Source organism: Psychroflexus salis (assembly GCF_014640175.1).
GTDB lineage: Bacteria > Bacteroidota > Bacteroidia > Flavobacteriales > Flavobacteriaceae > Psychroflexus > Psychroflexus salis.
On the sequence record NZ_BMGL01000004.1, the window covers coordinates 127,928 to 153,786 of the forward strand.

Here is a 25,859-nt window from a genome sequence, read left to right on the forward strand (position 1 = left end):
CATATTACTGATAATGTGCGACTTATATTTTTTTATTTTCGGTTTTATTTTTTATTTATTTTTTTTTGAACAAAATATAAGTTCTGTTCTTCTTTGAACCCTTAGTTTCTAAAGTTTTATCCTTAACTAGCTTATAAACAGTTTTTTGTACTTCTTTCATGTCAATTTCTGGTAAGCGTGAGTTTATATCAACCATTCTACTTAAACCATTGTATTTTAAATCTTCAATTATTAAAGCTTCAACCTTATATGGCTCTAAGGTTTTTAAAGATGGTGTTATATCTAATTTAGCTTGTGCAAATAGTTCTGGGTTAAGAAGGTATGAAGTACCTTTTCTTTTCCCTTGTGTTATAATGATTTTTTTATCTAATAAGCCATTAACCCATGAACGCATTTTATCTTCTTCTGCTAATTGTAATTTATTAGCTAATTGAGTTGATAAAATCTTTTTTTCAGTAGCAATTACACCAAGCGCTATATATTCTTTTTGTGTTAGCGTGTAATGCTTGTCTATAAAATCTAAAACAGAAACAGCATCTGGATTGATAGTGTTTGATGATATTGTAACTGATAGATTTGTATAAGAGCTACTTATAGAAGGAAGTGGTTTAGCATCTCTTGCTAGCTTCTCATAAACTAAATCGTAACCTGAACCTTCACCTTCCATCAAACCTAAATCAGATAATATAGTTATGAGGTGAGGGTTTCTTCTATGTCTTTCGTGTAAAATATTTTTTGGTGTCACGCCTAATGGTAAACCACCTGGGTTAGTTATAATAAGTTTATCAGGATAGACTTCAATGAATATATCACCAGACATGGTATATTTTTTATGTGCAATTGCATTTATTAAAAGCTCCCTGATAACTTCTCTAGGATATTGTCTTACATTTTTTCTAAATAAACCATCAGGTAATTCTGAACTATAAGTTAGTTCAACTGCTTTTTTTTCAATGTCTAAAACAAGTTCTTTTGGACTATATTGGTGAAAGTGCCAACTTTCCTTTCTTATTTTTTCATCTAATTTGTTATAAACAATATATTGAACTGAAATTGGATAGCTGAGTCTAGCTCTTTGGCTTGATTTACCTAACCACAATACTCCAAGATTAGTTAAAAATCCTTCTGGATTTATTAATTGATAATGTTCTAAAACTTCAAAATCTTCTTTATTTTTAATAAAATCGGATACCTTTTCAGACTTCTTGATGTCTATTAGAAGTGATTCTATTTGATTACTATCTGCATCATTAAGCGTTAATCTTTGTGCAGTAACTAGTTCCCATTGAAATGCGTTTTTTTCTGATGCTAAATGAGTTAATTCGTCACTACTTACGGGAAAACAGTTGTCAGAAATTCTTATTAAAACTTTACCAGATGATGTTGTAGCAATTGTTTTTAATGTAGGTAGTATTTTCAAAATTAAATATTCCCCACCATTTTCAGAAACTACTGTTTCTTGGTTTACAATACCAACACCATCTGTTAAGTCTCTTAGCCTTTTCAAGACTTGGTTCATTTCATCAACCTTTATTTTTTGATTTGGTTCTGGTTTTGCAGTTTTATCTTCAACACCTATAAATATACGACCACCCTGTGCATTTGCAAAACACACACAAGTTTCAGCTAAAGATTTTAAGTCTGCACTTTTTCCAATAACCTTTTTTAGGCTTTTATATTCAATATTTACATCTTCGTGTTGCATCATTTTATAATTATTTCACAGAGGAACATTAGTGTCCCCCTGTGCTATTTCACTTTCTTTTTTCTGGTCTTTTTCTGCTTCCCACCACGGCGGGCAGGTTGAAACAAGGTGTCTTTAGCTATCATCTTTTCGTACTCCTTAAACAAATATTCCAAACGCTCGGTGTCGTTTTGGAAGGGTTGTAGGCGGTAGCATCGCTCTACGGCTTCGTCTAGGTCTTTGTGGGCTTGGCGTAAGCCTTTGGGCATTTTATCGGGGTCGTACAGCTCTGCCATGGTTTTCTCGGGATGCTTTTCTCGCTCTTCCAAAACCGCATATACATTTTCTTCTATATTGGCTTTTTTGACTTTGCTGATGTCTGGGAAAGGGAAAGTGTTGTAGCAAAGTGTGTTTGAATATTGAATACGTGTCTCTAATTTACCTGAAACTGCATTTAGCCATACATTATGCATTTTAGATGAAAGTATGCCAAAAATAAAAGGTTCATGATTATATACTATTCTTGCACCGTTAGATATTACATAACTATCATCAAAAAAATCTATTGGTACATATTCTCTTAATTCAGATGTTGTCTGTGGAATTAATATTGAATCACTTTTTTCGTACTTATCTTCATCAAATCTATGGGGCGTTTCAGCTTTTTTTTGAGTTGCAAGTTTTTTACTTTTAAGCCTAAATTCTTTTACTTTTTCAAAACGACTATTCAATTCGGGAATTTTGTTAGCTTCTTCAAAATCTGAATCATCAACTAAAATACAATACCTATCTATGCCATTCATAAATTCTCTTGCTCCAATATATTTTTTAATGAATTTTGATGCGTCTGGTGATTTTGAAAGTAGATTATCTTTTTCTTCAGTTGTTAAAAGTAAATTACCATTGTCACTGATTTTACTACCTATTACCATTTCTGGTAAATTTGAAATTGATGACCTTAAACCTTTGATAAATATATTTCTTCCTTCAACTAAATAAGGATTGATGTTTTTAGCTACCTGCCTTGTATTTTCTGTATAGATAATTTTTTCAGTTGATATATCTTGATTTTTTAAACCAATAATTACAACTGAAACACCTGCATTAGATTTAGCGTTATTTTGCCATTTAAATGAAGTATGAGCAAATGCTATTTCTACTTTTTTATCGAAAACTGTAGGCCATAATATGGCAACTTGTTCACCTTGTGTGATTGAATTTGTAGTTACAAAAGCTAGTTTATGGTTTGTACCTTTAATGAAATTTACTCCTTTTAAAAACCAACAAGAAATGTAATCTAACTTTTTATAACTTTTAAATTCAGAAAAGACAAGTTTCATATCTTCTTTCTGCTCTTTATCTTGATTACTCGAACCCAAATAAGGCGGATTCCCCAACAAATAAATTTCATCGTCTTTGTGTTTAGGACAAACTTCTTCCCAATCTATACGAGTGGCGTTGGCGTGTGTTATGTTTCCTGAAGCTTTTAAAGGTAAAATAGGGTTGGATTTACCGAGTTCCAATTGGTTTTCAAAATACTTGTTCATTTGGTGTTCGGCTAACCAAAGTGAAAGTTTAGCTATTTCATGGGCAAAGTCGTCTATCTCTATGCCGTAAAATTGGGTGAGCTGAATGTTGGAATAAATAAAGCTTTGTTGGTTTTCGGTATCTAATAAGGCTTGCCAGATTTCAATTTCTAGTTTGCGTAATTCTTTGTAAGCAATAATTAAGAAATTACCACTCCCACAGGCTGGGTCAAATATTTTGAGTTTGCTAATGCGGTCTAATAGTTTCCGTAGTTTCTTAGAGTTGCCTTTGGCTTTTTCTAATTCTTCATATAAATCATCTAAAAATAAAGGTTTTATCACCTTCATGATATTGGGCACAGAAGTGTAGTGCATTCCTAAATTTCCCCGTTGGTCGGGATTGACAACCGCTTGAATCATGGACCCAAAAATATCAGGGTTGATGTGGCTCCAATCTAACTCACCGCTTTCTTCGAGTATATTTCTGGCTTCTTTATTGAATTTTGGAATCCTAATCACATCCTGAAATAAACCGCCATTTACATAAGGAAATTGGCTGATGTAACTTGCCTGCTTGCTATTGTCTTTGGTGTTTAATGCTTTAAAAAGTTGGTCTAAATACAAGTGTACATCGCTCCCATCTTTTTGGGTGTGTTGCATTAGCGTATTGGTAAACATGCCTTCCACCGGAAAGATGTCGGTATCTTCTGCGAAAAAGCAAAATAGCAATCGAGAGAAAAATAGGTTGAGTTCTCTTACTCCGTTTTCTAGTATTTCAGGATTTTCTTCAATTAAAATATCATACAGCTTTGCCATACGGTAGGAAGCTTTTCTGTCGGCTTCATTTTCGTTACTGGCGGTATAGACTTCCTGACCTGCCCAGGGTAAGAAAAACGTATGATTTTTAGGTAAGTCTTTTATGCTTATATGCAGGTTTTTATTGGTGCGTGTATCTTTAGCGGCAATCTCTTTGTAGTTGGTAATGATGATAAAACGTGGGTTATGCTTTAGGTTTTCATCCTTGCTATAATCGTCCACCAATGCCATTAAGTTATCGCTATCTACTTCTTTAAAAAAGAGTTTCTTTTTGTAGAGGATTTCATCTTCATTTTTGGCTAAGTTGAAATCGCCTTTTTGAAGCCGGGTAATGGAAGTTTTGGAAATGCCGTAGGCACGTAATAAGTCATATATAAAACTATCTGTATTGAAGTTGTTAACGAGTTCTTGTACTTTATCGTGAATTTCGGTTGATGTCATAAATTGTAAATGGCTTGTTGCTTCAAATTTAGGATTTTTTGGGGTTATGTTATAAAAAAGACCTAGATATTATCTAGGCCTTACAGATTGGCTAGTAAAACGACATGTTTTACTTTTTTAATTTTTGTGTTTTTAGTTATTTAAAATCACCGAAGACACAAAGTTTTCAAATTGGATGATGGACTTATTTAGGCAGCTTTCTAATAATTTTGATTTCTGTTGCGTTGGGTTGGTTTGATTGGCTGTGTAGTAGTTATTGCCACTTTGCATGCTTTGTGATTCGTTGTAATCTGATGCAACAACTTCAAATTCATTTTCATAATTTTTCCCTTCATAATTAACAGAGAAATATACTACTGCTATGGCTTCGACATTGTATTTGGTATTCCCTGTTAACATAGATTCGCCAATTGAAGTCCCTGATTGTTTTCTTAAACGTAAATCTACAAGCTCGACTAACACATCCATTTCATCATCTGCATAATCATTAAATTTACTTGAAAAATAAGCGCTCCACATTCTTTTAAAAGCCGTTTCAGAAGCATATTCAAGTGAGCCTTGATTACTAGATTCATTGCCATTTCTTGTAACTGAAGTTAAAGCGATTGGACCATCAACTACATTGGATTTTAGGTTGTAATTTGCTTTTATGTTTTTATTTTTTGCCAGCAGCATGGTTTGGTCGCTAAGGTTAGACTGCATTGGGATAGTTACTGCACATGATATTGTCATGGCAGCTACAAAAAGTAGTAAAAGTATTTTTTTCATTTTTAATTATTTCAAATTTTTATTGTACTTGTTTTTTGAATTAAAACAGACCAAGTGAACTCATTTCTTGATTATCTAGTCCTACTTGAGCTGCTATTTTTCTGTTGTATTCCTTTATTGCTCCACTTAATGTAAATAAGCGTACTAGTGCCCAAATACCTAAACCACCTAAAGTAAGGTAATATAAAATTTGTAAGCCTATATTGTCTAACGAGCCATACGACCAGCCTAAGAATATAAATAAAAGCCAGATGGTTCCTGATTTCGCTTTTCTTGTTTCGTACAGCATTAATTTGTTGTTATCCATAATTTTAAATTTAAGGTTAATTGTTTAAAGGTTATTTGTCTAGGGTAATTGAATTGTTCTCTAGTATTTTTATATCATCTTTTAAGCCTTGGTAAAAACGTTGTAAAGGCTTGGGATTATAAATTTCCGTTGAAAACAAAAAAGTGTTTTTATCTTTTTTGTGAATTAATGCTTTGGTTAGTGGATATTCTTCTGTTAGAAGTAGCATAGCTTTTAAGTTGAGCTCTAAATTTACTTTGTATGTATCCGTATTTTTTGAAAATCCAAAAGCATCGGGTTTAGAAAACTGATGAAGGTGTTCATGAACTTGTTCTTCTTCAGTTAATATAACATCTCCCATGCGTTCAATGTTAAAAAACTTGTTTTGTTGCTTTTCAATTTCAAAGGCGCAAAGCGACCTGTAATTGGCCGTAAATTTTATAGGTTCTACCCATCTATCTGAAACTTTTTGAGAATTAATAGACTGGTACTGCTTAATTATAATTTTTTTATTGTGGTTAATACCTTCATTAATTAAGCTTATGAGATTGGCTAATTTAGCATTGTATATTTCATGGTTGATTAGCTCTATATCTGTATTTAAACTTAGCTTATGAATAATAGACTGCGATAGGTTATTTTCTCTTCCTATTGATAGCAAAAGCTCTTTTAAAAAGCTTAATTCTTCTGTATTGAAGTTTGATGGTGCGATTAATTGATTATCCTGAATACTGTATTTTTTAAACTTATCTACTTCAATATTGAAGCCTACACTTTCTAAAAGTTCTAAGTATCTGTAGACTGTTCTAGATGATGACTCCAAAAAATCTGCCATGTAATTGATAGATTTAGGAGGCTCTTGCTTAAGTAATGCTATTAATTTTAATAAACGATAAAGCGATTTCTGGTTGGCCAATTTTGTATTGTTTTATACAAAGTAGCTAATAAAAGTTAGCATATAAAAACCATTGACTCTATTTGTCGATTTTTTTAAAACACTACTTTAGTGTTAGTTGAGGTGTAGACCTAACTTGCAAAGTTTGCAAGGTTTGCAAACTTATTGCAGTTTGTTATAAAAGCCATTTTTTACTTTTTTTAGAAAATTGGCTTTACACAATTTAGCTAAATATAAGTCTGCTGTTCTGGTTTTAATTTTTAGTTCTTTAGCGGTTGCAATTGCCTTCTTCCAAGTCTTGTGATGGGTTTTAAAAGAATACTGTAAGTTTTTATCGGAAGTATTTAGAACTTTCTCTATTAAAAGTATTTGATGAATTCCTTTACTTTATATTCAATTTCGGTTTAGAAAATAAGCAGGTACGGCTGGCTGGTTTAGGTATTGGGCTCTTTTATTCATTTAGCTGTTATAAAATCAACAATTAACATCAATACATCAAATGCTGTTTTGATTTATTTCTCCAACCTGCTTGATTCTCATAATCCACAAAATAGATTTTTAAATCAGCTTGGTTCTGATACTCTACGAAGAATAACTTCTTATCCGCTTGGTTGGAATAGTCAGTAAAGAACCATTTGCCATCGTTTTTACCAGCTTGGTTGTTGTAATTAACTTTATACACTTTTAGGTCGGCTTGGTTTTCATAGTCAACCACAAATACCTTGACATCAGCTTGATTGGGGTATTCTACCGAAAACACCTTTTGTGCATGAGAATGGATTCCGAATATTAAGATGACTGAAATTGTAAAAAAGGACTTCATTTTGTTGTTTTAAGATAGTTCTTAAAAATAGCAAAAAAAACACACAAACTGCTTTCCAATAAATCAAGAATTAACGGAAAACAAAAACAACAATCATTAATGTCATATTATTATCAATCAACTGACGACTTTTAATATTTAAAAATAGAAATGATAGTTTAAAAAAAAATTAATAATTAACTTCAAATGATATTTCAAAATAATTTTCAGTAGTAATTATCTCGTATGAATCTAAATCATAATCAATAAGACCTTCTACATTACCTGAAAATTCTCCAGTGGATTGATTTGAAGTACTTGTTGTTAACTTAGTATATTCAAAATCAGTATACATCGCTTCAGTATCACTATAAATGTAACCAACAGCGTTATTGCTAAAATCGTCCTTATGAAAGGTAATCCATAAGTCTTCTTCTTCAAAACCTGTATCTCCATTCCATGCATTAATAGATACATAAGTACCCATTTGTACTACTTCAATATTCTCAAGTGGAATGATTACATCATTAATTTTTAAATTAACGATAGCATTTGGTTGTTGACTGCTATCATCATCATTAGAACATGACACAACTGTTATTAATAATACAAAAATTAAAATAATCTTCTTCATTTTTTTGATTTTGAGTAAATATCAAATATAAATATTGATGAAAATCAGCAATTTACTTAACGTCAATTTTAATTGATTAATCGTTTACTGAAATTTAGGCTATACTCTAAATTGTGGTAATCAAATTCTTTAAAAATCCAATAATAATGCGGCATAATCCAAAAAAAGCATGCATTTTAGCCTTAACCACATACTACGCTAAAATTGTGATAAATTATGAAAGTACTTTATGTTCGCAAATCGACTATTGAACAGAATACTGACAGACAAAAAGTAAACGTCAAGGATTTTGATTATTTAATAGAAGACAGCATATCCGGTAGTGTCCCATTTTTTGAGCGCCCTGGTGGAATAAAAATAATGAAGCTTATTAATGATGGTGTTATCAAAGAACTCAATGTATGGAGTATTGATAGGATGGGGCGAAACCTTAAGGATATTCTTTTAACAATTGAATATTTCAATTCAAAACAGGTTCCGGTAAGATTCATAAATCAAGCTATACTTACACTTAACCAAGATGGAACAGAGAATAGTATCGGAAAACTCATTATAAGCATACTAGCTAGTGTTGCGGAGATGGAGAGGACACAGATACGCGAGAGACAAATGCAAGGGATTGAACTGGCGAAGGCTAGGAAAATTTATAAGGGACGAGCAAATGGTACGAAAGAGGATATACTAACTTTCTTATCCAAGCCAAAGAATAAAAAGGCGGTAGAACTTCTAAAGAAGGGATATAAGAACATTGAAGTGTCAAGAATTGTTGGTATTCACCCTAATACTGTAACTAAAGTAAAGCATAAAATGCAATTAGATATTGAAAAGTGATGGAGGAAGATTACCAATTGGAATACAACACAATCAACAAGCTATTGAATAAATCAATTCGAAAAGAGTTTGGGGAAGGCATTACTGTTAGACTTTCGAGTCTCCTACACCTGTCCAATAGAGATGGTCGTAAACGATTAACCGAAAAGGTTTATTTAACATCTGATGACTTACTTAGTCATCAAACCTTAAATCTAATCGAGATAAATTTAATTAGAAACCTGAATAGGTTGTATATGATGATATCAATTAGACTAAATGTGGTAGTAAAAAGAGTAGTATTGGTGGTAAGGTAGGGGGAGAGCTCCTCCCTCCCTGGTATCCTCCCTCCCCTTTATAGTAATTAGGCTACAAAACTGAGGGATAATGGTTTTTGTGAAATTCGTTAAAAAAAATCTGGAAAAAATTATCATTAATGACTAAACTTCATCTAATTAATTTGTTGTTCAAGAGATAAAAATAGCTGTGATAGTTTTAAGGTTTATTCTATTTTTCAAGATTTAAAAGTTCTTTTAATTGAATTTTTAAATCTGTTTATTTTCCTTTTAATTAAATAGAAACTTCTATTGTTTTCCTAGTTTAAAAAAATCATAACAATATAAAAGTGAGTTCTGATTTAGATTACTTCTACTTTTATTATTTTTAAACTGCTCTAATACCTTATTAATGTTTTTTTGAGCAAGGCCCTTTTCATTTATTTCATAAAGAACTTGTGACTTACTAAGTTCATATATTAATCTGATGTTTAAGTTTTTTGGGTCTTTTTCAATAGCTCTGTTTAAATACTCAAACACCATTAGCGGTTGCCAATAGTTTTCTAAGGCTTTCATATAAGAATAAAAAAGCAACTCTTCTGCTGTGGCATTCCACAAAAAGGCTGTGTATTTGTCTCCAAATTCACTGGTATAGTTTTTTGTTTTGATGATTTGATTTCTATAAGACCTGCTGTTTTTATTTTTGTGATTCCATCCAATAGCGTTTATTATAGCCAACTTGATAGGTTGTGGTTTAGTATCATCTAACAAGTAACTCATTAGTTGTTTTGATAATCTCCCATTTGAATCAACAGCACTTTTTACGATGGGATATTCTAAATAAGCTTTGTGTATGTTAATAGATGTTAGAGGCGAATCTGCAAACATAAATTGGCAGAGCATTATAAAAAGTAGCGGCAGTAATTTCATGTGAGTATTTATTTTTTTCTAACAATTGGTAACCGATAGACCTTTTTTGGTTTACATTCCTCTTTTTTAAATTTAGTCCAACTTTCCGCATAATCTTTAGGTGATGGACAGATATTTGGATTTTCTTCGTGCAGAATTAAACCTCTTTGATACTTAAGTTCATAATATTCTTCAATCGAAACCCAATAATTTTCCCCATTTTTATGGAATAAGTATTTTTCCTCAACAACACAGGAAGTTAGTGTGAAGGCTATGACTGGTATTAATAAAACTGATTTCTTCATAGTTATCTTTTTTCTTAAACAATACAAGTTTTAAAAGTCTTCATAGTTTTTTGGTTAAAATATAGCTTTGTTTGGGAAATCTTTAAGTAAGGAAAAAAGTTGGATTTCCTGTTTAATGATTCAACACTTTCGTTACATCATAGTTGGGAGCCCTTCTCAATACTTACATTAATGATATCCCCAACAATAGTCATTAGCACAAGACCGACTGCAAAAAACTACTTCTGAAACATCCCAACCTTTATGGTTGTGTATATTCATATCATAATCATCAAACCCTAGAAACTTCACAGTGGTTGAGTCTTTAGTTTCCATAATACTATCCCTAGCATTTTGCAGACTAGAAGAAAATAAATCCATTGGACTATTTAAAATAGCCAAGGCTTCTTCTGGGTTATTGAAATCGGGTTTATAGGACGAGCAGCTAATGCTATAGTTTCCCTGTTCATCTTTTATATCATCATTACCACATATAAAACCCCAGCCATCAAAGCTGTTATTACAATAAAAACATTTTCTATTAATTGGGTCGTATAGTTCTTTATTACACTTCATACAGGTTTCTGATAGTCTAAAACTCATATCATCGTTAGTTGCTTCATCAAATAAATAATCAAATGAATCGTCTGAAAGTTTTCGGATTTCAGCTTTATCACTACTGTTGTTAATGTGGTTAAAAAAAATCAAATCATCGTTAACAGTTTGGTTGAGATTATTGAATAGAAACCAAAAGCCAATACCTGTAATGAAAATACCTAATAAAACTTTATAAAATCTATTTAATTTTAGCCCAATTTTTCTTGAATTTGTAGGCTTAAAACTTCTTTTTTTACTATCGTTAAACGGGTCTGTGTATTTTTCTTCCATAAATAACTCCTATTTATATTTCACTAAAATATCGTGCCCTTAATAAATTTTTATATATCAATATTAGATTTTTTATTTGTTGAAAATAAATCTTTAAAAAAATCAAAGTAAGTATTGTAATAAGTGTATTTTCTGGTTTCTTGTTCCATATCAAGAAAATTTGGCAACTCATTTTCGGGGACTTCTATGATATTGTTTTTTTTATCTAGTGTCAAACTGTAACTCTTGTTAGTATCTCGAACTTTAAGGTTGTATACTGTGCTATCATGAGTAGTTAAAAAATCATAAACTTTATCATTATCATAATCAATATAATTAATTGAAGGTGTTTTCAAACTATACGAATATTTAAAAATTCTGATTGGGAGTTCATCATCAGCATCTAAAAAATATTTGTATTCTAAAAGTCTATTATTATTTATATAACTATATTCATCTATATCGTTAATGCTCCCACCGTATTTTCTAATTAAATTGTTATTTAAATCATAATCGTAATTATAAACTAATTCTTCATCCAATTCTGGGTTTTCAGGCCATTCCCTTTTAATTATTTCTTTTGTGACGTTTTTAAAGTTATTAAAGTGGATAATCTGAGTTTTTAAGTGATAAACCTTTGAATCTACAAATTCGCTTTTAACAGTTTTAGCTTCTTTTTTAGTTATTTGTAAAACAGTAGTATCAAATATCTCATTATTATAACTTTCAGTCAAGCTGATTGAATTAGTATCACTAATTGTTTTATAGTGAAATTTAGTAATTGTGACTCCTTCTCCTTTTTCTATTATAGAATCTAATCGGACACCATTATAGTAAAATTTACGTTCTTCTGTATTACTGACCTTTCTGATAACTTTACCAGCTTTATCAAAAACATAAAAAATGTTGCCCTCGAAATTATCATTAAAAGCTAAACTCTTAATTATCCCATTTAGCTTACTGTTTTTAATAGGACTTAAATTTACTCCAGGTATTTTAATTAAATTAAAAATAGGATTGTTTTTGTTAATAATCTCATATTCAGTTACTAGTTGGGAGTATGTGATACTCTTTGAGTTATTAAAATAAAAGAAGCTAATTGTTGAAACAACTAGTATTGCAAAAACTAAGGCTGGCTTTAAAGGGTTCTCTATATTATGAGTTTTGTTTTTACCTATTTCATCAAAGTAGGTCGATGTTTTATGTAATGTAAAGTTTTGTGGTGGTCCATATTTATTTTCATTGGCATCACCGTATGAAAAAAGCTTAATTAAATTATAACCAGGTATTATTAAAGCAACCCCAGCCAAATTACTATCTTGTAGTCTAAAAATAGACAATACAATAAGCCATATTATTAAGAGAATGGGTAAAATGTTGTAATGGAAGAGACTGTAATAATCAAACCACTTGATAGAATCAAAATCTGTGGTGTGCATTAAATGATTTGCTTCAAAATAACCAATTATAAAGTGTTGAAATAATACAGAGATAAAAAAAACAGCAACAATTAGGCTTAGTTTTTTTAGATAATTACTGAGACTTAACCTTTTTTTAATTAATTGTTTTTCTTTAACAAAAAGATTTGTTTCATTATCTATTAACCTATGAAAAGTGTTTGAATTGGAATCATCACTTTTTTTCACTTTATATTCATTGTCTTCTTCTTCTTCATAGGTATCCATAATTACTTGTTTAGTGGTAGCTTCTGGAACAACGTTATAATTAAAATTATTGATAATTAATTTTGAAGGGTCAACCCAAGGGGCTTTACCGTATTTATTTTCGCCTGACTGACCTTTTTTGAATAGCAACCAAAAAAAATAGAAAGGTATTAATTGCCACCATCCACTTTTGCCAATATCATGGCAACGTTTAGCACTTTGAGATGCTATAAACCAGAATAAAAGAATATTTAATAAAGAAAAAGAAATTATAGAATGAACAAATTCTAATAATAAATTGTAGAAGGCTAAATACAAAAAATAACAAGCTAAATAGAAAAAAAAACTTACTATATATTCTGTTCTACTAATTCTACCTTTGAATGAAAAAATCTTTTTAATCATGTCTTAATTTTCCTTTTAGCTTTTATCTTTTTTGCTAGTTATATTTTACTTTGATTCTAACTTCTCATTGGTTTCACCCATGTTAGAGTTGAGTTTCACAGAAGTAGTATCTGTGTTTTCCATAGGTTTTTTTGACTTTTCTAAACTTGTTTGTTTTTCCTTCACTTTTTGAGGAGATATAATTTGTTTTTCGGATTTAAAAAGATAAAAATAAACTACTGATAACGATAGGGCTATAAGAAAGATACCAATTAAAACTTTATAAAAGAACTCTCTTTTTTTAAAGGTATGTCTCAAACTAACATAATCTTGTTTTAATTCTGCGTGTTTTTGTTTTAAGTCGTCGTAATCTATTTTTAAATCAATTATGTCTCTATTATCATTTTCTGCTGTTTTAACTGCAGTAGGTTTTAAAACCTTTTCTTTATATTCTTTAAGAGTGCCATTATGAATAATGAAAATTGGGAATTCACTTTTATCCCATTTCAACTGTGTTCGTTTTAAATGTTCTAAATCATTAGAAAAATAAACCTTATTAAATAAAATTTGCTGTTTACTAACACTTTCTAAGTATGTAAAAAAATCTAATTTAACTCCAATTGATTTTGGGTTTATTTCTTTAGGATGATTATCATATTCTATGTGATTCAATAAATTTTGTCCATTATTATTGATGATGGCTTTCCATATTTTTTCAACATCAACATCAAAATTACTTTTATTGAACTTTTTGTTAGAAACGGATAGTTTTTCAAAATTATCTTTAGCAACTTTTAGCAGTTTTAAATTAGATTTAGACAAGTTGATGTTTTCTTCAGAAAGTAACCCAACCCCAAAAATACTTCCTGAAATTCTTGAGCCATTGGCAGCCTGGGCAAATGAATAAAGTTTTAGTAAAGAATATTTTTTGTTTCGATATTCAAAAAAGTATTTTGAAAATATCTCTCCATTATTAATATCATCTACTGTAAAAATATTCGATTCAAGAAGGTCAAAATCTTTGATTTCTAAGTCAAAATTTTCAGTTTTTGATTCGGAACTAAAATAGACTGCTTTAAAGTCTTGAGATTTACCAAAAAATATTAAATGAGTTTTCATTTTAACCAAAAAGTTTTTCCCAAAATCCTTTTTTTTCTAAATCTAAACCAGTTGAAAGTTGGTATAATTTTCGCCATAACCTAGCAGGGTAATCAATATTTTTTCTAACAATTTCAACCATTTTAATACCATTATCATTAGTTACCAAAAGTTTACCAACTGAATAACTTCCCCAAGTTACATTAGCATTTTTCACATAATTAAAAATAGAGGGTCTATATTTTTTTATGTATTCTTCAGCTGTTATACTTTCATCATTATTTAAATCCCATTGCGAAACTATAATAACAAAGCTGGCGTTCTTCATTATTTTTGGTTGAGTTGTCTCTAAATAATTGAGAAAATCATAATGTAAGCTATCTTCCCTGCCGTGTGCATCTGCAAGTGTTTCATTGTCATTTAAAGGTGGAGAAAATGGTGTAATAAGACTAAAAATTATCGGTGAATTGTCAATTTGCAGTCCGTTAAAAGCAGCATCTATTTTATCTGTAAACTCTCCTTTTTCAGATACTTTTATGCTTTTAATGTCTTCACCAGCTAAATCTAAAAACGCCATTTTTAAATTAGGCATTTTCTTGTTTGTAGGCTTTAGGTCTAAACCAATTAAATCGAGTGTACCTTTTGATGTTGCTTCATACAGTTTCCCTTTATCAAAATACTCCACCATCTGATTAAATGCCAGTCGACCTTTTTTATAGAAATTTTCTTGTAGTACATTTACTCTAAAATAACTATCAACTCCTTGTCTGCCATAGTACATAAGGGAAGATAACAACAAGGATTTTCCTGCTTGAGGAAATCCTATAGGGATTACACATACCCTCTTTTCACTACTTATTTCTGTAAAAGCTTTTGAAATTTCATGTTTTGTAAAATCAGCTAAAAACTTTTCTTGCTTTGGATTATTTACTGAAATAGATTCGATGTTGTCATCATCTCCTTCTATATTTAAATTAAAATCTTCCATACTTTTATTTGATTGAATTTAAAATGATGATGGCTTTAATTTTTTCTTCTTTACACCTTCATTTTCATTTTCTTTCTTCTTAATTAGTAGATATATTGAAAGCGGGACGATGAAATCAATTAAAAGGCATAAGAAAATAATTGCCCAAGTATCGATTTCATTAATTCTTTCAACAATAGATGTAATTGTATGTTTAATTTTTCCTAGCTTATTCGCTCTTGGATGAGTATCTTCATCTAGTCTTTGTAAAATATTCTTTTGTTTATTATTTCCTTTATTTACCTTATCAATTGCAGTATTAAATTCTCCAACAAACTTCACTATATTATTAACGTTCTTATATTCCGTTATAGAATCAAGTTTATAATTAGTTGAATTATCTGAACTAATACTATTTAGAATTACGGTATACTTTTTCTGTATTTCACCGAGTTCTTTAGTTCCCTCTCTGAATAAACCTGGGTCGTTTACATTCAGAATACCTTTAAGCATTAGAGTAGAGAGTGCCTGCTCGAACAAAGGCTCTATTTGTTCCCTTTGGCGCTTAGCATCATCCACGTTGTTAGTTACTTTTCCAAATGATGGTTGTTCAATTGCTGTCACCGAATATTTTGAAGATATTTCATTAAAATCATTGGTTCGTGCTCTGGCTTTTGGACCGTACCCTTTATTGTTGATTTCAGTTATTATTTGGTCTTTAAGACTTATTAAGTTTAAATAGTCTGAAACAGCTGCTGAATTTTCAGAATCTTGTATTGAAGATGTTCCGTTTACGTATTTTTGGAGTATATCGTTTAATGTGCTGGCCTCATTTTGAATTAGTGTTTTTGCCATGTAGGCTGGATAAAAATAATTAAGGTTTAATACTAAAAAACTAAAAGCACAAATGCTATAAAATATTAAAGCTGTTTTTTTACCATTAACAGCAAACCAATAAGTGATTAAGGTTAACAATAAAATTATAGCAGCAATTAACAAACTACCATATTCAGACTGAAAAGGCTTCATTTCTTTCATGCCAAGGTGAGCATGCCAAAACCCCACAGCAAATACTATTAAACTTAACAACCATGCACCTATTTTAATAAGTGGTGGGATGTTATTATCTCTACTCATGTTATTAATTTATATCAGTTATTTAATAAATACTTTAATCCTTCAATAGCTAAGTATTCCTGTAGTTCTTTATTGTATTCTTCGTTAGTACTTGGGCAATTATTTTCAAGGTGATGTTCCATTTTTTCCAACTCATCAAAAAACTTAAATTGTTTAAAAGCTTTTTTAACATCTGAATCTTGATATTCTTGTTTAGAAAGTAGTTCCATCACTTGAGGTAAATTGTCTTTAATAAGACTTAAACAATCTGCTTTAACTTCACTACAAGATAGTTGTTGGGGTTTGTTATTACATGAGAGAGCAACAAATAAGACTGTCATGAAATAGAACTTTTTAATGCGTAAAATACTTAACATAAATAATGAATTAGAGTAAAATGTAAATTAGCATCAAAACTTTCATTTTAAACTAACCATTTACTCAACGTATACATTAATTTATTAAACGCTATTAGTATGCCTTCAAAATAATCTTAACGGACGTTCCTTCATTGTTGGAAGTAATTATTAGTCTATTCTCGGGATGGATAAGTGTCAACCGTTCTTCGATTAGTTTTAGTCCTTTGGATTTTGACTTTAAAGAGTTGTCAAACCCAATACCGTTATCAGAGATTTTAATTTCAATAAGATTGTTTTTAAGGGTGAAATAGATGCTTATTTTAGGAGATTCAATCTTATCATTAAATGCATGCTCAAAACAATTTTCGACAATGGGTTGCAAGAGCATTGGTGGAATTTTCACAAGGTTTTTGTCAAGATTCTTTTGAACTCGCGTGGTATAGATTACTTTATTTCCAAACCTCAGGTTCTGTATCTTCACAAATAGCTTCAGAAAACCTATCTCTTCTTTAATAGTAATGGTTCTGCGAGATGAATAGTCTAATGTTTTTCGGATTAACTTAGAGAAACTATTCATGTAGTTCAGAGAGCTGTCAGTATCATTATCAATCACAAAGTTCTGTATTGCCCCTATCGCATTAAATATAAAATGAGGGTTCATCTGACTCCTAAGGGCTTCCATCTTGGCTTCTGCAATGCGTTTTTCAAGAATTGATTTTTGTTTTTGACGTTTGTTTAAAATCTGGTATCTTCTTCTAATAAAAATATAGACTAGTCCAGTGATAAGAAAAACGTACAATATATAAAACGGGATAGTATCCCAAAATGCTTGTTTAATAGAAAACTGTACTATTTTCGAACAGCCTAATTGCCCGCTATAGTTGTTTATATACTCTAGCTCAATGTCATAATCACCCGGTGGCAGATAAGGTATAATAATCTCTTTATTATCAAACCAACTTTGCCAATCTGACCATTTCGTATGTTCTAATCCAAGGATGCGGTATCTGTAATCAACTTTTTTAGGGTATTTGATGTTATCACCTTTAAGAGAAATGTCGAATCGGTTTTGGTTATGTCTTAACTTAATACCCTCAACTTTTGATAGTTCAGTTTTATTTCCATTTACTCGCAGTGAATTTGTCTCAATAGAGATGAGCTTGGTAGGGTTTTCTAATAATTTAAAAAGGTTGATGTGGTATAGACCTTTTGGAGTGGTTAAAATAAGTGTATGCCCCGTGACTTGAATGTCTTGAATATTTAAAGCATCAAAGCCTTGTTCTTGGTCAAGAAATCTTTTTTCACCCGTATTTAAATTGACAAAGTTAAGTCCTGTATTACTAACGGCTATGATATAGTCTCCATAACTATCTATGGCTGATATACCGTATCCGCTTAACTCACTTCTGTTTAAAACCTTTTTAAACGTTAGTGTGTCATTATATGTTAATTGAAAGATATTACCTCTGTAATCCGTTGTTAAAAGCGTGCTATCCGATATTTTTCTTGCTGTGACAAATTCTTTTTCTTGAACACTCCCATTTTGGTATAACGAAGTAAACTTTCCCTTTTCATAATAGTAGATGCCCGCAAACCGGCTAACTGCAAAAAGCCTATCTTTAAGTTTAATGAATTTAATTATGTCTCTTGGGCTGTTGGGGTCACTAAGTTCAAACTGTTGTATCTTTTTTGGTTTTTGCGGGTTTTTAAATATGAAAACTTTACTGTAAGGGTACTGAAATATCAAACCTAATTTAGGTCCTAAATAGAACCCATTGGATGAAGAGATGGGATAATAATTACTAATTTTATATCCTTGATTTTGCTTATCAATTTTAAAGATACCAATCTTAGAATTTATGTAAATGCTTCCATCAAATTCCCAAATCTTATCAAGGTTAAAAAAGTTTTCTAATCTTTCCTGTGTCAACGAAAAATATCTAAAGCGCTTCTTTTGTGGGAATCTTGATTCAAGATTATTATTTAAAATTTCATTATTCATATAACGGATGAAATCTTTTTTACTGAGTATTTGTGTTTTATTTTTTAGTTGTATCTCTAAGTAGTCGTCAAAACTATAGAATACGTCACCATCTTTACTTGTAAGTGATGATTTAAGATTAGTTTTTGGGTAATGTGAAACCAAATGCTCTAAATCCAAAACTTGTACTCCTTTGTCCTTAGTGGCTAGAAGTAACTGTTTAGTTTTTTGCAGATGCAACATTGAATGTATCTCAATAGATTCGATATTATACCTTTCGTTCAAAGGAACTAATCTGTTGTCTGCTATTTGGTAAAAACCACCAGATGCATAATTTACTCCCCAAGCTGCTCCATAGACTTTGTTTTTAATAGACTGAAAATCCCAGAACACAGACCCTCCAAAATCAATGTAATTTCTTTTATTGTTTATAAAATCCATTACACTTGTTTTATGAATGCTATTCAACCATCTATGATTCCCATCTTTAGATAGATAGAGACTATCATTTTTAGCCATTACACTAAAAAAACTTTTGTCGTCGTTAACTTGTTTAATTTTATTAGGTTCAATTCGGAAGCTACCTGTGTTATAGGTGATGAAATAGACCTTATTGTCAAATTCAAAAAAGTCCATTACCTGTAATCTCGCATCCTCCTCTTTAAATGTTTTTAGCTGTTTAGTGTTGGTGTTGATGATTGAAAGTCCATTCTGTGTACCAACATAAAGGTTCGGACTTTTGTAATAAAGCTTCCTGATGCTGTTATCTGTAAGTCCATCGTCTTCATTAATTGATACAAATTTCTCCCCATCAAAGTAGGCTAGACCACCGCCAAAAGTTCCTGTCCATACAGTGTTATTGTCGTCAACTTCAACTTGCCAACAACTGTTGTGCGGAAGCCCATCGTTTTCAGTATAATTAATTATTTTGGCTTCATTGAGGTGTGATAGTCCATGTTCCGTGGCAACCCATAGGTCTCCTGACTTATCTTGTGCTATATCATAAACAGTATTGCTAGGGAGTCCGTTTTTAATAGAAATAGTTTTTTTAGGGTATATCTGAGCAAACCCATGAAAACAGATTAATAAAAAGCCAAAATATATAATACTATCTCTCCAGAATTCTCTCAAGGACCTCGGTTTTTTTTCTACTAGCTATAGGTAAACGTTCATTATTGATTAGTGTTAGATAGTTGCCGCCAGTATTAGTGTATTCTTTAACGTAGTTTAGATTAACAAGATAGGATTTATGAATCCTTAAGAAGAAATGGGAAGGTAATTGTTCATCTATTTTTTTTAATGTTCTCGCTAAAATAAATGAATTACCATCTACAAGGAATATACGTGAGTAATTACCTTCTGCTTTGCAGTATTGGATGCTATTACTTTTAATTAACTTATAGCCGTCTTCAGTGGGAAAAGCTATTTTGGGGTGTAAATGGTTTCCTGGGTCTATATTCTCTAGAAGAAGTCTAATTCTATCAAGCTCGTTTTTGTATTCCGTCTTTTTTTGATATTTCTTTACAGCAGAGTATAAGTCCATCTGGTCAATTGGTTTCAATAGGTAGTCTAAGGCACTCTGCTTGATAGCTTCAATAGCATACTCTGAGTGTGCTGTAGTAAAGATAACTTCGAAATCAACAACATCAAATTGCTTTAATAAATCAAATCCTGAACCATTTTGCATCTTAATATCAAGAAACACTAAATCGGGTTTATAGTGTTTTATCGAGTGAAAACCTTGCTCAATATCCTTGCATTTTTTGACTACGGTAAACTTATTTGGGAAATATCTATCTATAAGCTTTTTTAAATACTCTCTCGCTGGCTCTTCATCGTCTATGATTATAGTTTTTACCATATTTCAAACATAATACATTATTAATTAGGTGAATAAAGGCGTTTATTAAACGCAAATATATGTTTATTAAACGTGATTTTAGTTCGCTTGCGATTACTCAGTCCAAAAAGTCGTTTAGTAAATGACACTAAAACAATATTAATTTTTGGTTTGTTTTGGAAAATTAATAACAAAAATTATAATTATGCGAAAAGTATTTATTTTATTATTTATGTTTTTTGTTTCAGTTTCGTTTGCTCAAAACTGGAATGGAAACATATCTGGAACAGTTGGTATCTTAAATTTTAAGGCCAGAGTTCAATATGAACTACCAATAGAAAGTAATATGTCGACAGGAGCAAATCTTAATTATTATTTCGTAAACTGGACAGGTCCGTTGATTGAGCCTTTTTTTAGGTTTTACAGAAAAAAAGATAGTAATGCTGAAGGCTGGTTTCTTCAAGGGAAATTAGGATACGGAAACTTAAAAAGTTTGGAGGAATATTTCAGTCTTGACCCAAATTATAGTCAAAAGCGATGGTCAACGTTTGGGGGAGGTGTCGCAGTTGGTAATAAATTTTTTATTTCAGATGTATTAACGTTAGAGATTTTAGGCGGACTTAGAGTTTATTCTGGTCCTAATTTTAGCGAAGACGAATATGATTTAGATGAAGTTGGAGAAGACTTGGGTTGGGCTGTCACAACAGGTTTACCTTTAGATTTACAAATTAAAATAGGATATCAGTTTTGATAATGAATAATATTAGAATTTCTTTTTTCACAACTTTATTAGTTGTCTTGTCATTTTATTCTTGTAGTATAGATGATGATGAAAATACTAATACAGGTAATTACATTAATTTTTATATTGATGATGATTTTTATGAAGGATATTCAAATTCGGAAATTTCTTCGGATTTAGAATTTGATGAATTAAATTATTATGATTTGGAATCAAATAAAATTACAGGAGTTACTAGCTCACTTCCATTTCAAATATATTTAGAACCTAACAATACTCATCCTGATTTTGGGACACTGATTTATTATACAAGTAATAGCTATTACTCTTTAACTTCAAAGGAAGATTGTGATAGTGGTTTAAATACAGTTTTGGATTATCAAGTAAATATTACTAGAAATGATGAGAAAGTTGGAGGTATAATTAAAGGGTCATTTGATGGAAAGATAGGACGTCGAAGTGGTTTCCCTTGTAACAATTGCTGCTATTTCATTTCTGATTTCTCAGGTGAGTTTAAATTGATAATTAAATAGTCTTAAGTCCTTATTATATAAATAACTAATTTTTTCATTCATTGGATATGTTACGCTGATATCCATTGAGTAAGTTTTTTTTATTTTATGGGGGCTAAAACAGATTCAACAGTGAAAGTTATTTGGAAGAACTGAAAGGATTGTTGAAATAATTTCACTTTTTTTAATATAAAGCTTTCCTTTTCTTAATCTTACTATATTTATTAGAGTATAATGAACAGATATTTATGGGTCATATTTATGACCGGCAAAGCCAACCATGAGAACAAGTGGATATGAAGTTGGCGAAGGTGTTATCAATGTTTATAAATAAAAAATCCCTCTCCGAACGCCGTTGGATAGGAAGGGTAGGCAAGTTGCCTTTAAATACTCGTGGGGCTGAGAAATCAGTTGAGCAACCAGGGCATTCTTTTAGAGTGTCACAGACTTAAATCCTAGTTTGTCCCAGCCCAGCGGCTTGAAAGAAATAGGTTTTAAACTTTAATTAATAAACATATTAAGAATTATGATTTAGTTTAAAATAATATTAACTATTTGTATGTCAATTAAATAAAACTATTTTAATTAAATTTCAAACATTTTAAAGCTGCAACTTTGGTCAATTAGGGCTACTATGAAGAGTTAATTGAAAAGTTAACTCTTTTTTTATACTCAAATTTTGAAAAATATTTACTGGAGGAGAAGCTTGTCCTGAGCGAAGAGTAACGGAGTCGAAGGGAGTAAAACTGGTTTGTAAAAGCATTTTTTTATTTCAAACCAGAGTTAATCCAAATAATTAATTTTTACCTATTTTATATTATTATTTAAATACATCCCTGTGTAAAGCCTTTTTATACCATTTTATGAAATACGCTATTTAATCCCCAAATGTTTAATACCGACTTACAAGCTTTATATTGGTTGGTATTTTAAGCATTAGATAAGTGTAGGATACATTTAAAATATTGTACATTATTACACAACTAAAAACTCCTTAATATTTACGTAGATTACAAATTAGTTTTCTTAAAAAATAGTACTTTTCAGCGAGAAATATGGCAATATGAATCCCCAAGAAAAAATTCAACAACTTACCGAAGAATTAAGGAAACATAACTACAACTATTATGTGTTGGACAATCCCAAAATATCAGATTATGAATTTGATATGAAGCTTAAAGAGCTTCAAAAATTAGAAGAAAAATATCCCAAACTCCAAGATGAAAATTCGCCCACAAAACGTGTGGGTGGTGCAATTACCAAAAATTTTCCAACGGTAAAGCACGAGCATAGAATGTATTCGCTTTCCAATTCCTATTCTGAAGAAGACTTATTAGATTGGGAAAAGCGCATTTTAAAAGTAGCCGAGCAAGAAGTAGAATATGTTTGCGAACTAAAATACGATGGTGCTTCCATCAGCTTAACTTACCAGAATGGAAAATTCTCACAAGCGGTTACACGTGGAGATGGCATTCAAGGCGATGAAGTTACCGCTAATGTAAAAACCATTAAATCCGTTCCTTTGCAGTTAAAAGGTGAAAATCATCCTGAAACATTTCACATTCGTGGCGAAATTGTTCTGCCTTACGAAGGCTTCGCTAAATTAAATGCAGAACGCATTGAAAATGGAGAAGAACCTTACGCCAACCCAAGAAATACCGCGTCTGGGAGTTTAAAATTACAAGACAGCTCCACCACAGCAAAGCGACCACTAGATTGTTTGTTGTACTCCATTGTAGGTGAAAAAGTAGGATTAGCTACGCAATTTGAAAGTTTAGAAAAAGCAAGAAAATGGGGTTTTAAAGTGCCGCCCGAATCTAAGCTTGTGCATAACATGAACGAAGTTTTAGCTTTTATTGAATATTGGAATAAACACAGACACGACTTACCTTACGAAACAGATGGAGTAGTGGTAAAAGTAAACAATTTACAATTGCAAGAAGAATTAGGTTTTACAGCCAAATCTCCACGTTGGGCAATGGCATATAAGTTTAAAGCTGAAGAAGCATCTACAGTATTGAAACAAATTACCTATCAAGTTGGCAGAACCGGAGCCATCACGCCAGTAGCTAATTTAGAAGCGGTTCAATTAGCAGGCACAAGTGTTAAACGAGCTTCCTTACACAATGCTGATCAAATAGAAAAATTAGATATTCGCGAAGGCGATACCGTTTATGTTGAAAAAGGTGGCGAGATTATTCCAAAAATCACAGGAGTAGATTTTACAAAACGCACACCAGATTCTAAACCAACGACATATATAAAAAATTGTCCTGAATGTGGTTCAGAATTGATTAGAAATGAAGGTGAAGCGCTGCATTATTGTCCAAATACTAATGCCTGCAAACCACAAATAATAGGTAGAATTCAGCATTACATTTCTCGAAAAGCTTTGGATATTGAAGGTTTAGGCAGCGAAACGGTTGCTTTATTGGTTAATGAACAACTTATTAATAGCTATGCAGATTTATATGAATTAAAAAAAGAAGCTATTTTACCTTTAGAACGCATGGCAGAAAAGTCTGCAGAAAATTTGATTAATGGAATTGAAGCTTCCAAAAAAGTACCTTTTGAGCGGGTTTTATTTGGTTTAGGTATTCGGTATGTCGGCGAAACGGTAGCCAAAAAATTAGCCAAACATTACAAAAAAATCAATGCTTTAGCAGAAGCGAGTTTTGAAGATTTAATACAAGTAGATGAAATCGGTGACCGAATTGCCGAAAGTGTAGTTGCCTTTTTTGAAGATGAAAAAAATAGAACAATTATTCAACGTTTACAAGATTATGGATTGCAATTGCAAATTTCTGAAGAAGAATTAGCTGGTCAAACAAATGTATTAGAAGGGAAAACCTTTGTTATTTCTGGAGTTTTTGAAAAAGTTTCTCGCAGTGAATTGAAAAAACTCATCGAGAAAAACGGCGGTAAAAACACTAGCTCTATTTCAAAGAAAACAGATTATTTGGTTACAGGAGAAAATATGGGTCCAGCGAAGCTGAAAAAAGCTGAAGATTTAGAAGTGAGTTTACTTTCTGAAAATGAGTTTTTGGAGATGGTGAATTTTAAGTAGCCCTGACAGATTGGAAAACCCGCAAAGTGCAACCCATTAAATACATGTTTTTTGAAAATAGCGACCAACGGAAGCTCCTTTTGAAAAAAATATACCAATTGAACTTTAAAATGAGACTATAATAAATTGAATTAATTTTGATGAGATTAGAAAAATAGAATAAAGCATAGTTTTATTACGACTCATTTTTATTTTAAAGTTAAAAGTAAAAGTGTTTTTAGATTATCTCATTTTAACCAGCAGATAAGACCGTCCAGCTCATTCATCTCTTCAAAATATCCTTCTTCATAAATTATGTAATTCTGCTATGAAAATTGAGTGTCGTTAGAAATATGAAATATAATTATGAATTTTAAATTTACTCAAAAAATATTTTTTTATTTGATTTGTTTAGTTTAAATTTAACAATGATTTATAATACATACATAAAGCCATGCTGGATTCGTCAATTTTTACGATGTTATAACTTTACTTAGATTCTTATTAATAAATACAATTCATAAGATTTTAAAAAAAATATTAAAACACTCACCTGTATGAGTAAAAATTACTAAGATGAAAATATATTTATTGCAATTGTTTTGTTATTTATAATTGCCTGTACAAAGGATGATGGTCTCAAAGATATAAATAAAAATGTTCCGATAACATCTGAAGATAGATGCTTAGATGATGATTCAAATGATGACCCTTATAACCCTAATCATCCTCCTGAGCCAGATTACCCACCTTATAGTTATTCAGTAAATACTCGACCTGATCTTCATCGATTTTTTAGGGATACTATTTTAATCCAAAATAATGGTTACAGAAAGTATGTAGATTATTACTATATAGTATCTGATGAAATTGATTATGATTCTTTAAATATTAACGCAAAAGTTAAAATTTGGGATGTAGCATTAAAATTAGATGAACCAATACTGAATGCACTTAATCCCAATTATAATGGTGTTCTTCTCAATCATGAATTAAAAAGTGACATATTAGAACTATCTGATATTCTAAGAGAATATAGCCAAAATGAATCTATTTTCGATGAATTTCAAAATGACTTAAATCATATTGTTGGAAAAACAAAATCTGAAATATTAAGATAAGTAAAATTTAAAAAAGGCTAATATATTAGCCT

At 30.8% G+C, this 25,859-nt stretch carries 23 protein-coding genes; 6 read left to right on the plus strand and 17 right to left on the minus strand.

Annotated features, from left to right (window positions below):
• Positions 1 to 55 precede the first annotated feature (55 nt).
• From IEV63_RS04245 to IEV63_RS04275, 7 genes are all read right to left on the minus strand, one after another.
• The gene (locus IEV63_RS04245) at positions 56 to 1,708 is read right to left on the minus strand and encodes an ATP-binding protein (RefSeq protein WP_188405546.1); all 1,653 of its coding nucleotides are present in this window, start codon (positions 1,706 to 1,708) and stop codon (positions 56 to 58) included.
• Positions 1,709 to 1,749: 41 nt separating this feature from the next.
• Positions 1,750 to 4,467, minus strand: coding sequence for a class I SAM-dependent DNA methyltransferase (locus IEV63_RS04250; protein WP_188405547.1), 2,718 nt, complete (start codon positions 4,465 to 4,467; stop codon positions 1,750 to 1,752).
• Positions 4,468 to 4,599: 132 nt separating this feature from the next.
• The gene (locus IEV63_RS04255) at positions 4,600 to 5,235 is read right to left on the minus strand and encodes a hypothetical protein (protein ID WP_188405548.1); all 636 of its coding nucleotides are present in this window, start codon (positions 5,233 to 5,235) and stop codon (positions 4,600 to 4,602) included.
• Positions 5,236 to 5,275: 40 nt separating this feature from the next.
• Entirely contained in the window at positions 5,276 to 5,542 is a 267-nt protein-coding gene (locus IEV63_RS04260) for a TM2 domain-containing protein (RefSeq protein WP_188405549.1), read from the minus strand.
• Between the two features lie 31 nt (positions 5,543 to 5,573).
• Complete coding sequence (locus tag IEV63_RS04265) at positions 5,574 to 6,437, minus strand: helix-turn-helix transcriptional regulator (protein ID WP_188405550.1); 864 nt, start codon at positions 6,435 to 6,437, stop codon at positions 5,574 to 5,576.
• A 466-nt stretch (positions 6,438 to 6,903) separates the two neighbouring features.
• A complete protein-coding gene (locus IEV63_RS04270) occupies positions 6,904 to 7,239 on the minus strand; it encodes a 7(1) septoil knot domain-containing protein (RefSeq protein ID WP_188405551.1) in 336 nt (111 codons plus the stop codon).
• 169 nt (positions 7,240 to 7,408) lie between these two features.
• The gene (locus IEV63_RS04275; RefSeq protein WP_188405552.1) at positions 7,409 to 7,810 is read right to left on the minus strand and encodes a hypothetical protein; all 402 of its coding nucleotides are present in this window, start codon (positions 7,808 to 7,810) and stop codon (positions 7,409 to 7,411) included.
• A gap of 258 nt (positions 7,811 to 8,068) precedes the next feature.
• Between IEV63_RS04275 and IEV63_RS04280 the strand changes: the two genes are divergently transcribed.
• Both IEV63_RS04280 and IEV63_RS04285 read left to right on the plus strand, forming a co-directional pair.
• Positions 8,069 to 8,683 carry a recombinase family protein gene (locus IEV63_RS04280; protein WP_188405553.1) on the plus strand — a complete coding sequence of 205 codons (615 nt, stop codon included), beginning with the start codon at positions 8,069 to 8,071 and terminating at the stop codon, positions 8,681 to 8,683.
• Positions 8,683 to 8,979 (plus strand): hypothetical protein, encoded by a 297-nt coding sequence (locus IEV63_RS04285; protein ID WP_188405554.1) that lies wholly within the window; start codon positions 8,683 to 8,685, stop codon positions 8,977 to 8,979. Before IEV63_RS04280 ends, IEV63_RS04285 begins: the two co-directional genes overlap by 1 nt.
• Before the next feature lie 267 nt (positions 8,980 to 9,246).
• Here the strand turns inward: IEV63_RS04285 and IEV63_RS04290 are convergent, their stop codons facing one another.
• The 10 genes from IEV63_RS04290 to IEV63_RS04335 all read right to left on the minus strand — a co-directional run bounded on the left by IEV63_RS04290 (position 9,247) and on the right by IEV63_RS04335 (position 20,427).
• Positions 9,247 to 9,825 (minus strand): hypothetical protein, encoded by a 579-nt coding sequence (locus IEV63_RS04290; protein ID WP_188405555.1) that lies wholly within the window; start codon positions 9,823 to 9,825, stop codon positions 9,247 to 9,249.
• A 50-nt stretch (positions 9,826 to 9,875) separates the two neighbouring features.
• Positions 9,876 to 10,151, minus strand: coding sequence for a hypothetical protein (locus tag IEV63_RS04295; protein WP_188405556.1), 276 nt, complete (start codon positions 10,149 to 10,151; stop codon positions 9,876 to 9,878).
• A 168-nt stretch (positions 10,152 to 10,319) separates the two neighbouring features.
• Positions 10,320 to 11,018, minus strand: a complete 699-nt coding sequence (locus IEV63_RS04300) for a hypothetical protein (RefSeq protein ID WP_188405557.1) — start codon at positions 11,016 to 11,018, stop codon at positions 10,320 to 10,322.
• A gap of 50 nt (positions 11,019 to 11,068) precedes the next feature.
• Positions 11,069 to 13,066, minus strand: coding sequence for a DUF805 domain-containing protein (locus tag IEV63_RS04305; RefSeq protein ID WP_188405558.1), 1,998 nt, complete (start codon positions 13,064 to 13,066; stop codon positions 11,069 to 11,071).
• A gap of 45 nt (positions 13,067 to 13,111) precedes the next feature.
• Positions 13,112 to 14,164, minus strand: a complete 1,053-nt coding sequence (locus IEV63_RS04310) for a hypothetical protein (RefSeq protein WP_188405559.1) — start codon at positions 14,162 to 14,164, stop codon at positions 13,112 to 13,114.
• 1 nt (position 14,165) lies between these two features.
• Positions 14,166 to 15,131 (minus strand): hypothetical protein, encoded by a 966-nt coding sequence (locus tag IEV63_RS04315; protein ID WP_188405560.1) that lies wholly within the window; start codon positions 15,129 to 15,131, stop codon positions 14,166 to 14,168.
• Between the two features lie 18 nt (positions 15,132 to 15,149).
• Positions 15,150 to 16,247, minus strand: coding sequence for a hypothetical protein (locus IEV63_RS04320; RefSeq protein WP_188405561.1), 1,098 nt, complete (start codon positions 16,245 to 16,247; stop codon positions 15,150 to 15,152).
• 14 nt (positions 16,248 to 16,261) lie between these two features.
• Positions 16,262 to 16,567 (minus strand): hypothetical protein, encoded by a 306-nt coding sequence (locus tag IEV63_RS04325; protein WP_188405562.1) that lies wholly within the window; start codon positions 16,565 to 16,567, stop codon positions 16,262 to 16,264.
• A gap of 130 nt (positions 16,568 to 16,697) precedes the next feature.
• Entirely contained in the window at positions 16,698 to 19,697 is a 3,000-nt protein-coding gene (locus IEV63_RS04330) for a histidine kinase (protein ID WP_188405563.1), read from the minus strand.
• On the minus strand, positions 19,675 to 20,427 hold the full coding sequence (locus IEV63_RS04335; protein ID WP_188405564.1) for a LytR/AlgR family response regulator transcription factor: 753 nt from the start codon (positions 20,425 to 20,427) through the stop codon (positions 19,675 to 19,677). The genes IEV63_RS04330 and IEV63_RS04335 overlap by 23 nt, the downstream gene beginning before the upstream one ends.
• Before the next feature lie 184 nt (positions 20,428 to 20,611).
• On the opposite strand from IEV63_RS04335, the gene IEV63_RS04340 reads away from it, so the two are divergent.
• The 4 genes from IEV63_RS04340 (at position 20,612) to IEV63_RS04355 (ending at position 25,827) form a co-directional block, all read left to right on the plus strand.
• On the plus strand, positions 20,612 to 21,157 hold the full coding sequence (locus tag IEV63_RS04340; RefSeq protein WP_188405565.1) for a hypothetical protein: 546 nt from the start codon (positions 20,612 to 20,614) through the stop codon (positions 21,155 to 21,157).
• Between the two features lie 2 nt (positions 21,158 to 21,159).
• Positions 21,160 to 21,681, plus strand: a complete 522-nt coding sequence (locus tag IEV63_RS04345) for a hypothetical protein (RefSeq protein ID WP_188405566.1) — start codon at positions 21,160 to 21,162, stop codon at positions 21,679 to 21,681.
• A gap of 1,042 nt (positions 21,682 to 22,723) precedes the next feature.
• A complete protein-coding gene (gene ligA / locus IEV63_RS04350; protein WP_188405567.1) occupies positions 22,724 to 24,727 on the plus strand; it encodes an NAD-dependent DNA ligase LigA in 2,004 nt (667 codons plus the stop codon).
• A 581-nt stretch (positions 24,728 to 25,308) separates the two neighbouring features.
• A complete protein-coding gene (locus IEV63_RS04355) occupies positions 25,309 to 25,827 on the plus strand; it encodes a hypothetical protein (protein ID WP_188405568.1) in 519 nt (172 codons plus the stop codon).
• Positions 25,828 to 25,859: the final 32 nt, after the last annotated feature.

What these genes read in the sequence shown, in the direction of transcription:
- IEV63_RS04245 (WP_188405546.1), bottom strand. Translation starts at nt 1,708, where the DNA reads ATGATGCAACACGAAGATGTAAATATTGAATATAAAAGCCTAAAAAAG.
- IEV63_RS04250 (WP_188405547.1), bottom strand. Translation starts at nt 4,467, where the DNA reads ATGACATCAACCGAAATTCACGATAAAGTACAAGAACTCGTTAACAAC.
- IEV63_RS04255 (WP_188405548.1), bottom strand. Translation starts at nt 5,235, where the DNA reads ATGAAAAAAATACTTTTACTACTTTTTGTAGCTGCCATGACAATATCA.
- IEV63_RS04260 (WP_188405549.1), bottom strand. Translation starts at nt 5,542, where the DNA reads ATGGATAACAACAAATTAATGCTGTACGAAACAAGAAAAGCGAAATCA.
- IEV63_RS04270 (WP_188405551.1), bottom strand. Translation starts at nt 7,239, where the DNA reads ATGAAGTCCTTTTTTACAATTTCAGTCATCTTAATATTCGGAATCCAT.
- IEV63_RS04280 (WP_188405553.1), top strand. Translation starts at nt 8,069, where the DNA reads ATGAAAGTACTTTATGTTCGCAAATCGACTATTGAACAGAATACTGAC.
- IEV63_RS04285 (WP_188405554.1), top strand. Translation starts at nt 8,683, where the DNA reads ATGGAGGAAGATTACCAATTGGAATACAACACAATCAACAAGCTATTG.
- IEV63_RS04290 (WP_188405555.1), bottom strand. Translation starts at nt 9,825, where the DNA reads ATGTTTGCAGATTCGCCTCTAACATCTATTAACATACACAAAGCTTAT.
- IEV63_RS04295 (WP_188405556.1), bottom strand. Translation starts at nt 10,151, where the DNA reads ATGAAGAAATCAGTTTTATTAATACCAGTCATAGCCTTCACACTAACT.
- IEV63_RS04300 (WP_188405557.1), bottom strand. Translation starts at nt 11,018, where the DNA reads ATGGAAGAAAAATACACAGACCCGTTTAACGATAGTAAAAAAAGAAGT.
- IEV63_RS04305 (WP_188405558.1), bottom strand. Translation starts at nt 13,066, where the DNA reads ATGATTAAAAAGATTTTTTCATTCAAAGGTAGAATTAGTAGAACAGAA.
- IEV63_RS04310 (WP_188405559.1), bottom strand. Translation starts at nt 14,164, where the DNA reads ATGAAAACTCATTTAATATTTTTTGGTAAATCTCAAGACTTTAAAGCA.
- IEV63_RS04315 (WP_188405560.1), bottom strand. Translation starts at nt 15,131, where the DNA reads ATGGAAGATTTTAATTTAAATATAGAAGGAGATGATGACAACATCGAA.
- IEV63_RS04320 (WP_188405561.1), bottom strand. Translation starts at nt 16,247, where the DNA reads ATGAGTAGAGATAATAACATCCCACCACTTATTAAAATAGGTGCATGG.
- IEV63_RS04325 (WP_188405562.1), bottom strand. Translation starts at nt 16,567, where the DNA reads ATGACAGTCTTATTTGTTGCTCTCTCATGTAATAACAAACCCCAACAA.
- IEV63_RS04335 (WP_188405564.1), bottom strand. Translation starts at nt 20,427, where the DNA reads ATGGTAAAAACTATAATCATAGACGATGAAGAGCCAGCGAGAGAGTAT.
- IEV63_RS04340 (WP_188405565.1), top strand. Translation starts at nt 20,612, where the DNA reads ATGCGAAAAGTATTTATTTTATTATTTATGTTTTTTGTTTCAGTTTCG.
- IEV63_RS04345 (WP_188405566.1), top strand. Translation starts at nt 21,160, where the DNA reads ATGAATAATATTAGAATTTCTTTTTTCACAACTTTATTAGTTGTCTTG.
- ligA (WP_188405567.1), top strand. Translation starts at nt 22,724, where the DNA reads ATGAATCCCCAAGAAAAAATTCAACAACTTACCGAAGAATTAAGGAAA.